The following is a 12,735-nucleotide window of genomic DNA, read 5'->3' as shown; positions in this document are numbered from 1 at the left end:
CCAGGCGGCTTACTAAAACAGCCAACGAACCAAATAGAAGATGCCAACGCCGATCCCCGCAAGCAGAGCGATCAAAAGTAGAACCAGGCCCACGATCACAAATTTGAATTTGCGATAACGATTCTCGTCAGGCGGTGACAACTGGCTTTGCGGAAAGTACGGAGGCGGCCTATTCATAAAATTCTATAATTCCTTAATTAAAGGTCGAATAATCAGCTTATCAGTTCAACCCGTAAGTTCAAAACCGTCGAAGTCGGCCTTGTCATTTCACTATCGCGGCAACGGTTGCTCCAAATTGGCAAGTCCATATGCGAGTACCGCCACAACGCCGCCTAGCTCACGCATTTGACGCGGGTCGATCTTGTCAAAGGTGTCGGCCGCAGTGTGGTGATAATTAAAGTAAGTCTGCTGGTTAAACCACGGTGCAAAGGTCGGCACACCGGCACGCGTCAATGGGGCAGTATCAGCACCCACCCCGCCCGCCTGCAATTGAGTCTGCCACGCGCCTTGCGGCAGCAGTGCCTGCGAGATCGGTGCAAGAAAAGCTTGTATCTCGGGCTTACCGGTAAAAAGTATACCTAGTGGATGCGATGCCCCGAGATCAGCCTCGATGGCGGCGAAATGATTTGCGATATTCGCCGATTCTTCCTTCTCGTATGCCGCCGAACCGCGTCCTCCGTTCTCTTCATTCATCCACGCGATAACTCGGATCGTCCGCTTGGGCTTGATTTTCAGGTCCTTTAACATTTTGGCTACCGACATCGAAACGGCGACGCCCGATGCGTCATCGATCGCGCCCTGACCGAGGTCCCACGAATCAAGATGGCCGGAAACGATCACGATCTCATTCGGACGCTCAGTTCCCTTCAAATCGCCGATGACGTTATAGCTCTCGACGTCAGGCAGTGTTTGCGGCGTGAGCGTAAGATGAATTTTAACTTTGCCGGCCGTCGCCAAACTCGCGATCGTCTCGGCATCCTCGTACGAAACCGCCGCTCCCGGGATCTTAGTCACGCCTTCGACATATCCCATCGAACCGGTGTGTGCGAGCCGATTTTGAGAACCGCCCGCCGAACGATTGAGTGAAGCGACCGCACCGAATCGTGCCGCCGCGATGGCACCGCCAAACCGAAACTGTACGGCCTGGCCATACGCTGCCCCGCCGAATCCCGACGACTGCATTTCGGAATCAAATTTGAAATTGAATAGTACGATCTTGCCTTGGATCTTTTCACGGCCAAGCTCTGCCAATTCCTCAAAGCTACTGACCACGACCACCTCGGCGGTAATACCTTCGGCCGGCGTCGCCACGCTGCCGCCGAGAGCAGTCAAAACGACTCTTTGGACAGTCCCCGGAGCCATACCCGAAAATTCCACAAGTTCGCCACGTTCTTCGCCCCGAACCCAATGCGGCACAAGGCACTTTTGTAGGCGAACGTCGAGTCCAAGTTTTCGCATCTCATTTGCGACATATTCAACCGCTTTGGCGGCCTGCGACGAACCGGAAAGCCTAGGTCCTATATTGTATGAAAGATATCTCGTTTGATCGTAGGCATAGCTGCTAAGGCCCGAAGCTCGCTGGATCTCACGCATATTTCGCACCGTTTGTTCAGAATAAAGCTGCGGCGTTGGCTTGGCCTCGGCAACTTGAGCGATGACGGCGGCGGACGGGAATATCGCCGCAAGAAGCAAAACTAGAATTTTCATAGAACGATATTATCCGAAGTGTTCAGTCTTACAAAATTCTATGCGATAATGGCGTTGTTCAACACAATTTCAAACTGGATAAATATATGAAACGCATATTCCTATCGGTCGCTATAGTTTTCGCGGTCGCTCTTGCGGCGAACGCCCAACGGACGTTTTCGGTCAACGATCTGATCAACCTCAAACGTGTTGCAGATCCACAGCTCTCGCCAAATGGCCAAACCGTCGCATTCACCATCGGAGTCGTCAATAAGGACGCTAACCGCACGCTCAGCCAGATCTATACAATGTCTGCTGATGGCAGCGGACGAAAGCAATTGACCAACGGATCGGCGTCGAGTAGCGGCCCACGTTGGTCGCCGGACGGCAAGCGGATCGCATTCACGACCGGCGGTCAGATCTGGACGATGAAGGCCGATGGCGGCGACAAGGAAAAGGTGACCAACATATCGACCGGTGCCGGTGGACCGGTATGGTCGCCCGACGGCCAGTGGATCGCGTTCGGCTCGGAGGTCTATCCGGAGTGCAGTTCTGATGATTGTAATAAGACCGAGGATGAAAAGGCCGAAAAGAGTAAGGTTCAGGCCAAGGTCACTGACCGGCTCTTGTTTAAGCATTGGGTCGAATGGCGTAACCGAAAGCGAAATCACGTATTTGTCGTATCAGCCAAGGGCGGATCGGCACGTGATCTGACCAAGGGCGATTTTGATTCGCCGCCGTATGCCGCCGCTAGCGGAGTCGACTACACCTTTTCGCCTGATGGTTCGAGCATTGTTTACATACGCAACCCTGACCGCGTTGAAGCGATGTCCACCAACAGCGATATTTTTATCGCCAAGATAAACGGTGACGGTACGGCAAAAAATATCACCGCCGGAATGAACGGCTACGATGCATCGCCGACCTATACGCCCGATGGCAAATATCTGTTATTCCGTTCACAAAAGACACCGACATTCGAAGCTGATCGGTGGCGGATAATGCGATTTCATCCGCAAACCGGCGAAATCGTCGAACTGACAGGCGGATTCGGCCAACAAGTGGATGAATTCACCGTTTCTGCCGACAGCAAAACCGTATATTTCACTGCGGGCGAACGCGGTCGAGCACCTATCTTTAGCGTACCGGTCGAACCGGATTTTCGTTTAAGGATCGCGACGCACGTCAAAAAGGTCGCTGACGTCGGTTTTGCAAGCGGACTTAATATCTCACCCGACGGAAGGACGCTCGTCTTTGCGTGGAGTTCGATGAGTGCTCCGAGCAACATTATGAGCATCGGCACCGACGGCACGGCACTGCGGGCGATGGCGAGCGATAATGATGAGGCTATGAATGCCTTCGGCCTCCAAAAGCCGGAAGACGTTGAATGGAAGGGTGCGTTAAACCAGAACATCCACGGATTTTTACTCAAGCCGGCCAAGTTCGACGCATCCAAAAAGTACCCCCTGATCGTGCTGATCCACGGTGGCCCGCAAGGTGCCTGGAGCGACAATTGGGGCTATAGATGGAATCCGCAGATATTTGCCAACGCCGGATATGTCGTATTTATGCCGAACCCCCGCGGTTCGACGGGCTACGGGCAGAAGTTTGTTGATGACATCTCGGGCGACTGGGGTGGAAAGGCGTTCGTCGATATCCAGAACGGCGTCGCGGACATCAGCAAACGTCCATTTGTCGATAAGAATAATATCGGAGCTGCTGGTGCGAGCTATGGCGGATATATGGTCGATTGGCTCCTTGGGCATAATAATGATCCGCGATTTAAGTACAAAACCTTTGTCTCACACGCGGGAGTTTACAATCTCGAAAGTATGGCGACGGCAACCGAGGAATTGTGGTTCGTCAATTGGGAATTTAAGGGTATGCCGTGGGAAAACGCGGTGAACTACAACCGATGGTCGCCGCATAAGTTTGCTAAGAATTTTGCGACACCGACGCTCGTGACCGCCGGCGAACTCGACTATCGGGTACCGGTCGATCAGAGCCTGCAGCTATTTACGACGCTGCAGCTTAAGAATGTACCGTCGAAATTGATCGTGTTTCCTGACGAAGGACATTGGATTTTAAAGCCCCAGAATTCCGAATTTTGGTATGGCCACGTCATCGATTGGTTTAACACGCACTTGAAATAACCTCGAATAGAAATAAATATGAAGTCTCTTCGCTCACTTATCCTTGCGGCCGCCTTTACAATGATCGCGGCCGCAACCGCTTTTTCGCAGCCTGCCGGCCTTCCAAGTTTTGATCGCAAGTCAAACTTTGACATGCAGCATTACGTTTTACGGGTTTCCTTTGACCGTGACGCGCGGTCGATCGCCGGCGACACGACCGTCGTACTGAAACCGCTCAACGAGGGCTTTACGTCGTTCGAATTGGACGCCGTGGGGATGACCTTTCAATCCGTAAAGATCGAGCAGTCCGGAACCGACCTTAAGTATTCGAACATTAACAACCTCATTAAGATAACGATGGACCGGAATTATGGCCCCGCTGACACGATCAGCGTTCGACTAAAATACACCGCGAAACCGCAAAAGGGCATATATTTTGTAAATGCCGAAACTGACCCGCGGAGAGTCGTGCATTCAGACCAGATATGGACTCAGGGCGAGGCCGACGAGGCGCGGCATTGGTTCCCCTCGTTCGATTTTCCGAGCGATAAGGCCACGACCGAGGAATATATCACGGTCGAACGCGATGAAACAGTGATCGGCAACGGCGAATTTCTCGGCAAGACCGACACGGCAGAGGGCAAATCCACCTGGCACTTCAAAATGCCGGTCCCGCACTCGACGTACTTAGTATCGTTTGTCGTTGGAAAATATGTAAGGATCGACGACACCGCCGGAACCGTTCCGCTCGCCTATTACGTCTATCCCGGCAAGGAGGACACCGGTCGCCGTGCATTCTCGCAAACGTCGAAAATGATCCCGGTCTTTGAGGGCGTAACGGGCGTCAAGTTTCCGTACAACAAGTACGATCAGACGATCGTTGCCTCGTTCCAATTTGGCGGAATGGAGAATATAACGGCGACGACAATGGCCGACACCGAGATATTCTTCGGCGATTTTGAGTTTGGCAAGGACGTCGTCACTGACCTCGTTTCGCACGAATTGGCACATTCTTGGTTCGGCGACCTTGTCACGTGCCGCAGTTGGGCGGAATTGTGGCTAAACGAGGGTTTTGCTACATATATGGAGGCCGTCTATCGCGAGAAGACCAACGGCCGCGAAGACTATATGCGCAAGGTCCGCTTTGACGCAGCAACCTTCCTGGCTGACGACTCGATCACGAAGAGGCGTCACGGACTCTATAATTTGAGAGCCGCCGACCCCGCAAAGCTCTTTGACAACGCATCCGTCACATACAATAAGGGCGGCGTTGTACTGCATATGCTTCGCGAACAGGTCGGCACCGAGGTCTTCTGGAAAGCGGTAAATAATTACCTCAACCGGCACAAATTCGGTTCGGTCATCTCGACGGATCTAAAGGCGGCGATGGAACAGGCGTCGGGGCAAGATCTGACTTGGTTTTTCGATCAATGGGTCTATAGCTCGGGAGCCCCAAGCCTTTCGGTCCGCCCCGTTTACAGCACGAAAGCCAAAACGCTGGCGTTGACGGTTACGCAAACACAAAAGCCGGATGCGATCGTGCCGGCGGTCTTTAGATTGCCGCTCGACGTCTCGGTCAAAATGACCGCGGGTTATGAGAAAAAGTCGATCGATATCCATCAGCGGATCGAGAAGTTTTCTGTAAAGATGCGGGCAAAGCCGCAATCGATCGAGTTTGATCCGGACGGCAAAGTACTGGCAATGAACGTGAAGATCCTGCCCATTCTGATCGTCAGATAGTCATTCGAATTTCAACAAAAAAAGTCCCGTCAATCGCTTGACGGGACTTTTTCCCTTTGAGAAGACCGGATGTCTGCTTCCGTGTTGAATAGCGGACGCGAAGCACATCAGAACCTTGCCATACCGGCTTAATCTGTTGCTGTTACTTCTTTGCCACACCTACGAGGTTAGCTGTCGGGCTAGGAACGAAAGAGTATCCCCGTATCTCTTTATCGAGATGCTTCGCCCCCGGTTTTGCGACTAGTCGCTCAACCATTGGTTCCCCCGCGTCGTCTTACCAAAGACGGCCTCGGTGATCAACTTTTCAACAATTAGATATTAGCATCAACCTCCGACCGTTGACAAGAAAAAACAGACGAAAAATTAACGATCGGGATAAAATTGATAGAGCAGCAGGTAAACCGCGACACCGGTCACTGAAACGTACAGCCAAACCGGGTACACGAGACGTGCGATCCGCTTGTGCAGGTCGAATTTACCCTGCAGAGCACGTCGTAGCGTCCACAGCACAAACGGCGTAACCAATGTTGCCAAGATCGTGTGGGAAGTCAGTATTGTAAAATATATGGGTCTGATCAGCCCCTCGCCGGTAAATTTTGTCGGGCCGAGGCCAAAATAGTAAGTCCGCAGAGCGTGATGTGTCAGGTACGAGGCCAGGAATACTGCCGAGACTGTACACGCTGCGAGCATACAAAAGCGATGCTGTTTGATCTGTTTCGACCGGATGAAATACAGGCCAAATACCAGACAAACTCCCGACAGTGCGTTAAGTGAGGCGTTAAGGTGCGGAAATACTCCCAACAATTCCATTTATCTACTTCCAAAATCCGAGCAGAACAAAAAGCACGATCCACAACAGGCCCATAAAATGCCAATACCATCCCACAACTTGAGCTAACCCGATCCGCCGCCGGATAGCAACCTCGTTTGAGGTCGGATACCACGAACGCAAAAGAATCGCTGATAGGGCGGTAATGCCGCCAAGCACGTGAACAGCGTGTACCGCCGTCAGAAGGTAAAAGAACCCGACATATGGATTCCCCTGCATATACAGGCCGCGATTGGAGAGTGCTACCCAAGCCAAGAGTTGTGAAGCGATAAATACACCGCCTAAGACCGTAGTTGCGAGTAGAAATCTTTTTCCGCGTTCCTGAATGTTGGCCTTTATGGCCTTTTCGGCGATATAATACGTGCCGCTGCTGGCCAAGATCAACGCCGTACTAACCCAAACCTGGATCGGTAAGGTGAATGGAGCCCATTCGGCGACGTTATTGGTCGCGATCACGACGTAAGCACCGATCAACCCGCCAAAGGTCATCAAAACGATCAGGAGTAGAAACCACGTAAGGATGCGGAACTTATTGGTCGGATCCGGAGTTTCGTTCTCGGCCAAGTCGTCACTTGATGGACGCGGCCCATCGCCACCGCCGCCGCCTCTGTTGCTAGGGCCGTTGCCCGACGAAGTTGATCCGCCGCCAAGAGTCAATACCGGTTTCCCGACGATTTCGTCGGCACTTGCAATGAGGTCTGCAGTTCCGAGTTTCATATTCTATCTCTATCGTTTGTCCGCAACCATAAGGATGAATAGTAGCGGAAGGTAAATCACCGAAACAAGTAATAGAGCCTTTGCGGATTGGTTCGACTTTGAAAGTGCAGAGCGGATACTCGCCCACAGAAACCAACCGCCGAGGATAACTGCTCCGACGAGGTAAACGATGCCGTCGATACCGAGGAAGAACGGGGCGAGACTCACGGGAACGAGCAGCACCGTAAACATTACGATCTGACGAAATGTGATACGCCCGTCAGGTTCGACCGCCGGAAGCATTTTAATTCCGGCACGGCGATATTGAACGCGATACATCCAGGCGATCGCAAAAAAGTGTGGAAATTGCCAAAAGAATTGAATGGCAAATAGTGCCCAGGCGATCATTGTGATCTCGCCTGTCGCAGCCGTAAAGCCCATTAAAGGTGGCAATGCCCCCGGAAATGCCCCAATGGCAGTACACGCGGTCGTTCTGGTCTTGAGCGGCGTGTAGAGCAGCACGTAGCCGATGATCACCAAAAGACCCAGAAACGCGGTCAGTCCGTTTACGAAAAAGAAGAGATACGCCTCAGCTACCGCGCAATTGAGCACTCCAAAAGTAAGTGCTGCATTCGGTGTCACACGATTACTGGGCAAAGGGCGCTTCGCGGTCCTTTCCATCTTCGGGTCGAGCGAGCGTTCGAACCACTGATTAAGCGTAGCGACGCCGGAGGCAAGGATCGTGATCGCTATCATCGAGTGAATGAAAAGACCGATCGGAAACTCGCCTTGCGTGCCGATGTAGAATCCGGCGGCCGACGTGAGTACAAGCAAAAACGCGATTCGCGGCTTGGTCAATTCAAAGTACGCGGCCGCTTTTTCCTTCAGCGAAAAAGTCCTAATATCCTCAATTTGGGCGGTTAAAGTATCCATCAATAATAAAATCTACTCGCAACGTGAACTTCAAGAATAGCGTTTTCAAAATAATTCTCCAAACTACGCTTAACAAAGCTCCATTTTTGCATGGAAAAGCCGAACTAATTAATAACCGTGTGACAAACCCTTTTCGCTCGGCTATGCTTTTTATTAACTTATGTCAGTTGTCGAAGACGCCATAGAGCCCAAACCGGCCTTTAAGCCCAAATCTGCACCGATCGTAAACCGAATTCTCGATTTTCTGAGCTCGGTACGTTTTGGCGTGGTTCTACTCTGCGTAATGGTGGTCCTGTCGATCATCGGTATGGTAGTCCTGCAACAGAATGTCCAAGGTTTCGACTCGTACTATGTATCGCTTACGCCGGCCGAGAGAAATGTTTTCGGCGCTCTGGGGATTTTCGATATTTATCACACTTGGTATTTCAACGTTCTACTGTTGGTACTTTCGCTAAATATCGTTCTGGCATCTATTGACCACTTCCCCGCTGCTTGGAGCTACATAGTAAGGCCCAAAACGACTGCCACAAAGCCGTGGCTCCTGGCTCGGAACGTCCACGAAGAGATCAAGATCGAGGCTGCGTCTGAGGCCGACGCCGCAACAAAGATCGCCGAAATACTTAAGGAAAACGGTCTAAAAGCTACCACTACCGTAAAGGGCGGAATAACAACGGTGTTCGGCGAAAGTGGCAAGTGGAATCGAATTGGAGCGTATATCGTCCACGTCGCCCTGCTCACGCTCTTTCTAGGACATTTTGTCGCACTTCAAACCGGCTTTGACGCAGATGTCAGAATGACGCCCGGCGAACGCACGGACGAGATCCAAATGATCCAATTTGATCTCGACAAAAAAGAGAAGTTTAACGTCAAACTTCCCTTCACGATGGAATGTACCGACATCCAACAGACGCTGATCGACGCTAAAGGGTCGATCGACGTCAACAATACGATGGACTGGCGCACGCAGTTGCTGATCGACGATCCGCAATATGGCAGAATGACGGCCGACGTCGCCCTGAACGCACCTCTCAATTATCGCGGCTATCGATTTTTTCAGGCACAGACGATCCCGGTCGGCAGTGCCCGAAAGATCAAGGTCGATCTGACGCCGGCGGGCGGCGGTGCTGCGACGACGATCGAAATCGACCGCAACGGAACCACGCAACTCGCCGACGGAACTACGGTCAAATTCGATCAGTTTTTGGCGGATTTTACAATTGGGCCGGGCGGCAAGCCTGACACAAAGAGCGGCGAATACAACAATCCCGCAGCCGTTTTGACCGTCACACCTCCGGGAGCGGAATCGGTCAGGGTCTTTGCGTTCTCGGAGAAGCTGCCGGACAATGCCCCGATCAACGCCGCCAAAGCGGGTTATAAATGGCGAATGAGCGGTTATGAGAAGTCTCCATTGGCCCATATTCTATCGATAAAATACGATCCGTTTCACGGGGCATTTATCGCGTGGTATTTTGGCGGATTTGGGCTGATATTCGCATTGATGTTCGTATTCTTTTTCGCGCATAAGCGCGTCTGGGCGGCGATCACGCCGACCGAAGACGGCAAGTATGAGGTCGTGCTGGCCGGCGAAGCTAATCGGAATCAGTTCGGTTTTGAAGACAAATTCAAAAAGATCGCTGCCGCTATCGGCGACAGGGCGATCGAGCAGTAAAACAATGAAAGAACTCGACAGACTCGAAATACAAAACGGATTACTAAGTTACCTTCCGGCCGTGATGGTCATTATCGGAGCATTCGTGATGCTTGCGGTCCGGATCCAGGTCGGGACGTCCTTTATCTCGGACTCCGCCCTGATGATGATCGCGCTTGCGTGCTACATACTCGCGGCATTGTTTCAATTAACAAATCTATATGCTCCGTCGGCGATGGCCGAAAAGATCGGCCTTTACGGTGCAGCTCTCGGCGTATTTTTTAATCTTTCGAGCTGGCTGATCCGTTGGGTCGCGGCATATGACCGCGAACTCGCAATGATGCGCGAGAGCGGCAATATGGCGACGCCTTGGCTGTTTCGCTATATACCCTTCGCCAACTTGTACGACCTGAGTCTGGCTTTCGCGTTCGGTGCCGGCATCACGACGTTGGTATTTGCCCGGCGAAATAATTTCCGAGTTCTGACGGCCTTCACGCTTCCGCTTGCGGCCCTGATCCTGGTGCTTGCACGGTTTATCGGCGGCGAATTTATCGATCTACCGCCGGTACTTGATTCGTATTGGCGGCCGATACACGTCGGAGTTGCCTCGCTAAGTTACGGCATCGCACTGGTGTGCTTTGCGGTCGCGGTCATATATTTGCTAAAAGATCGAGTCAAGGTCGAGGCGATGGCAATATGGTCGAGTATTTTCGCCGTTGCTGTCATCGGCTCGGTTAGCAAGTTTTCGGTGTTTTCAGAGTTTGTCTATCGGGCTGGCCTGTTTGTAGAGAATGGTCCCGGGAAAAAGCCTTTCTCAGCTCCCTTTCGGCTCGAGATCCCGTTTGCGGGCCCCGCTTTGGCGATCGCCGGATTACTACTTGTTTCGGCCATTGTCGCCTTTGTGGTGTATGTCTATAAGAGCAATGAATCCGCCCGTAAGTTTGGTCATATTTTCTTAAAGCTCGCCCTCGTTGCACAGATCATTTCGATCGGGTTGCTGGTTAACGGCATCAAGACCACGACCGACGTCTTACCAAAGCTAAAAGCCCAACTCGCGTCACAACCGGGTCAATACCTCGTCGCCGGTATGGCGATCGCGGAAACCCAGCAATTGAGTGCCCAGGAACTGATCCAAATGCGGCCGATGCAGTACGAACAGATGGCACAAAACTACGTTCAGAATGCCGGCGATAAGATGTTTTTGAGCCTCAACACAAACCCCGTGGAGATCGCCGCTCTCCTGACGGCGTTGGTCGGTACTATTTTTGTAATCTTGTTCGGCTACCGCACCGAAGCGTTGATAACGCGTCTGCCTAGTCTCGATTCGCTGGACAACTTGATGTACAAGACGGCCTGTCTGGCGTTTGCCGGGCTCGCGATGTTGTTGATAACCGGCGCGATCTGGGCAAATGAATCGTGGGGACGGCCTTGGGGATTTGACTCGAAAGAAACCGGAGCCTTGGTCGCATGGCTCACATACGCTGCATTTCTACACACACGGATATCCCGAGGGTGGAAAGGACGGAGCTCAGCATATTTTGCAATAATCGGGTTTTTGTTAGTGATCTTTACCTATCTGGGAGTGAGCTATTTGCTCAAGGGATTACACAGTTACGCGTAACTATTCGATATCGACACGCAATACGCCGATCATCGGATAGCGGCCGATGTAGCCATCCTTAAATATTACGGTCAGCGTACCGTTATCAACCGTAAAGCGAATAACGTCGGTCATCTGCCGCTCGATCTTTTTGCCGTCCTTAAAGACGACAACCAATCGAAATGCCGCCATCGGGTCGCCCGCCGCCGTGGTTTCGGCTGACTTCGTTTTTTCTACCTGCGCCTCTTGGACGATTTGGGCTTGTCCGGTACAGCACTTTTCTTCCCGGATACCGATTTTGACTCGCCATCGGCCGACCGTTCCGGCTTTATTGCCTTGGCTGTCTTTTCCTTTGCGGGTTTCTCGACCGTGGCGATCGCGGTGGTATTCGTCTTGGTGACGGGCGGTACGGGCTTCGCAGGCATTTCGATGATCGTACCTACCGAATTAACCCGCACGCTACCGCTGCCGGACTCTGTTACCTTAGGTGCTGCGACATCGTCATCAACGGCGTCCTTGATCGCCACAAAGCTACCGGCGAACTTGACTCGAAACGCCGCGGGGTCGTCGTTCGGCGTACGGCCCTGGATCCGGAGCAATAGCTTTTCAGATTTTCGAAGATACACGATACGGCCGGTCTCATTTGACGATGCGTCGGCAAATATGACGATCTTGGTCAGCGGACGCAAACCGTCAGCGATAAAAATGTCGATATCGCCGTCAAAATTCTTAGTAACGACGTTGACGAAGATATCGCCTTGATCGCCGTTAAACGCAAAATAGTAAGTCGTCAGACGGGCGTCGCCGATGTCCCTGGCTTTGATACTGCCTACGATCTCATTTGAGCGGACCGCGGTCGGGAACGATTGGTCGATCGACTGGCCCGCGACCGCCGATACGGCGATGAACGACCACAACACGATCAGCGGCAACAATGTAATCCAAAAACGTCTCACAGATCAATCCAGATTTTTGCGGAGGTGCACAAGCCGCGATGTTTCCTTGTAGCCGAGGCGATCGTGGGCAGCGAGGCTCGGGCCGTTATCAATTTCGGCGTCGGATGCCATTTCAGTGCAGCCCCTTTGACGAGCCCATTTTTCGGCAAGTTCGACGAGGCGTGAACCAACACCGAGTCGGCGATACGCTTTATCAACGTACCATCCCTCGAGGTATCCGACGTTTTCGCTCTCACAATCTTCGACAAACGGACGAATACTCGCCTCGAGGAATCCGGCGAGTTGACCGTGCCCATTATCGGCAACGACGACAAACTGCGTATCCCTGTGATCGAGGATATCCATCATTTCACGCTGATGATCTTCCTGATCGGTTTCGTCCCACAGCAATTGGCGCAGCCGAAACCACTCCCCGAGGTCCTCTTCGCAAAACGGACGAATGCTGATCATTGTTTCGTTCATTTGGTGACGATTTTATCAGTGATGCCAATTTACGACAACAAGTAAAAAGGCCG

General features: G+C 52.2%; 12 protein-coding genes. 4 read left to right on the top strand and 8 right to left on the bottom strand.

From position 1 onward, the window contains the following. Positions 1 to 12: 12 nt before the first annotated feature. Positions 13 to 177, bottom strand: coding sequence for a hypothetical protein (locus IPQ00_01210; GenBank protein ID MBL0239184.1), 165 nt, complete (start codon positions 175 to 177; stop codon positions 13 to 15). A 93-nt stretch (positions 178 to 270) separates the two neighbouring features. Then, the gene (locus tag IPQ00_01205) at positions 271 to 1,707 is read right to left on the bottom strand and encodes a M20/M25/M40 family metallo-hydrolase (protein ID MBL0239183.1); all 1,437 of its coding nucleotides are present in this window, start codon (positions 1,705 to 1,707) and stop codon (positions 271 to 273) included. Positions 1,708 to 1,793: 86 nt separating this feature from the next. On the opposite strand from IPQ00_01205, the gene IPQ00_01200 reads away from it, so the two are divergent. Next, on the top strand, positions 1,794 to 3,839 hold the full coding sequence (locus IPQ00_01200; GenBank protein ID MBL0239182.1) for a S9 family peptidase: 2,046 nt from the start codon (positions 1,794 to 1,796) through the stop codon (positions 3,837 to 3,839). 18 nt (positions 3,840 to 3,857) lie between these two features. Then, entirely contained in the window at positions 3,858 to 5,558 is a 1,701-nt protein-coding gene (locus tag IPQ00_01195) for a M1 family metallopeptidase (GenBank protein ID MBL0239181.1), read from the top strand. Positions 5,559 to 5,921: 363 nt separating this feature from the next. On the opposite strand, the gene IPQ00_01190 is transcribed toward IPQ00_01195, so the two are convergent. Genes IPQ00_01190 through cyoE form a run of 3 tightly spaced genes read right to left on the bottom strand, consistent with a single transcriptional unit; the run spans position 5,922 to position 8,016 of the window. Next, positions 5,922 to 6,368, bottom strand: a complete 447-nt coding sequence (locus IPQ00_01190) for a DUF420 domain-containing protein (GenBank protein ID MBL0239180.1) — start codon at positions 6,366 to 6,368, stop codon at positions 5,922 to 5,924. 4 nt (positions 6,369 to 6,372) lie between these two features. Continuing rightward, positions 6,373 to 7,104 (bottom strand): cytochrome c oxidase subunit 3, encoded by a 732-nt coding sequence (locus IPQ00_01185; GenBank protein ID MBL0239179.1) that lies wholly within the window; start codon positions 7,102 to 7,104, stop codon positions 6,373 to 6,375. A gap of 9 nt (positions 7,105 to 7,113) precedes the next feature. After that, positions 7,114 to 8,016 carry a protoheme IX farnesyltransferase gene (gene cyoE / locus IPQ00_01180; protein MBL0239178.1) on the bottom strand — a complete coding sequence of 301 codons (903 nt, stop codon included), beginning with the start codon at positions 8,014 to 8,016 and terminating at the stop codon, positions 7,114 to 7,116. 160 nt (positions 8,017 to 8,176) lie between these two features. Here cyoE and IPQ00_01175 point away from each other — a divergent pair, with 160 nt between their 5' ends. Next, the gene (locus tag IPQ00_01175) at positions 8,177 to 9,685 is read left to right on the top strand and encodes a cytochrome c biogenesis protein ResB (GenBank protein ID MBL0239177.1); all 1,509 of its coding nucleotides are present in this window, start codon (positions 8,177 to 8,179) and stop codon (positions 9,683 to 9,685) included. Between the two features lie 4 nt (positions 9,686 to 9,689). Beyond that, on the top strand, positions 9,690 to 11,285 hold the full coding sequence (gene ccsA, locus IPQ00_01170) for a cytochrome c biogenesis protein CcsA (protein ID MBL0239176.1): 1,596 nt from the start codon (positions 9,690 to 9,692) through the stop codon (positions 11,283 to 11,285). Here the strand turns inward: ccsA and IPQ00_01165 are convergent, their stop codons facing one another. The 3 genes from IPQ00_01165 to IPQ00_01155 are packed head-to-tail and all read right to left on the bottom strand — an operon-like array spanning position 11,286 to position 12,682. Next, entirely contained in the window at positions 11,286 to 11,456 is a 171-nt protein-coding gene (locus IPQ00_01165) for a hypothetical protein (GenBank protein ID MBL0239175.1), read from the bottom strand. A 41-nt stretch (positions 11,457 to 11,497) separates the two neighbouring features. After that, positions 11,498 to 12,220, bottom strand: coding sequence for a hypothetical protein (locus IPQ00_01160; protein ID MBL0239174.1), 723 nt, complete (start codon positions 12,218 to 12,220; stop codon positions 11,498 to 11,500). A 3-nt stretch (positions 12,221 to 12,223) separates the two neighbouring features. After that, positions 12,224 to 12,682 (bottom strand): GNAT family N-acetyltransferase, encoded by a 459-nt coding sequence (locus IPQ00_01155; protein MBL0239173.1) that lies wholly within the window; start codon positions 12,680 to 12,682, stop codon positions 12,224 to 12,226. Positions 12,683 to 12,735 lie beyond the last annotated feature (53 nt).

The organism is Chloracidobacterium sp. (assembly GCA_016720705.1).
In the GTDB taxonomy this organism is placed as follows: Bacteria; Acidobacteriota; Blastocatellia; order Pyrinomonadales; family Pyrinomonadaceae; genus OLB17.
The sequence above is the reverse complement of the archived record's forward strand: the minus strand, read 5'-3'. Positions and strand labels throughout refer to the sequence as shown.

Coding starts and splice junctions, on each gene's coding strand:
- IPQ00_01210 (MBL0239184.1), bottom strand. CDS start 177: ATGAATAGGCCGCCTCCGTACTTTCCGCAAAGCCAGTTGTCACCGCCT.
- IPQ00_01200 (MBL0239182.1), top strand. CDS start 1,794: ATGAAACGCATATTCCTATCGGTCGCTATAGTTTTCGCGGTCGCTCTT.
- IPQ00_01205 (MBL0239183.1), bottom strand. CDS start 1,707: ATGAAAATTCTAGTTTTGCTTCTTGCGGCGATATTCCCGTCCGCCGCC.
- IPQ00_01195 (MBL0239181.1), top strand. CDS start 3,858: ATGAAGTCTCTTCGCTCACTTATCCTTGCGGCCGCCTTTACAATGATC.
- IPQ00_01155 (MBL0239173.1), bottom strand. CDS start 12,682: ATGAACGAAACAATGATCAGCATTCGTCCGTTTTGCGAAGAGGACCTC.
- IPQ00_01175 (MBL0239177.1), top strand. CDS start 8,177: ATGTCAGTTGTCGAAGACGCCATAGAGCCCAAACCGGCCTTTAAGCCC.
- IPQ00_01185 (MBL0239179.1), bottom strand. CDS start 7,104: ATGAAACTCGGAACTGCAGACCTCATTGCAAGTGCCGACGAAATCGTC.
- IPQ00_01165 (MBL0239175.1), bottom strand. CDS start 11,456: ATGGCGGCATTTCGATTGGTTGTCGTCTTTAAGGACGGCAAAAAGATC.
- cyoE (MBL0239178.1), bottom strand. CDS start 8,016: ATGGATACTTTAACCGCCCAAATTGAGGATATTAGGACTTTTTCGCTG.
- ccsA (MBL0239176.1), top strand. CDS start 9,690: ATGAAAGAACTCGACAGACTCGAAATACAAAACGGATTACTAAGTTAC.
- IPQ00_01190 (MBL0239180.1), bottom strand. CDS start 6,368: ATGGAATTGTTGGGAGTATTTCCGCACCTTAACGCCTCACTTAACGCA.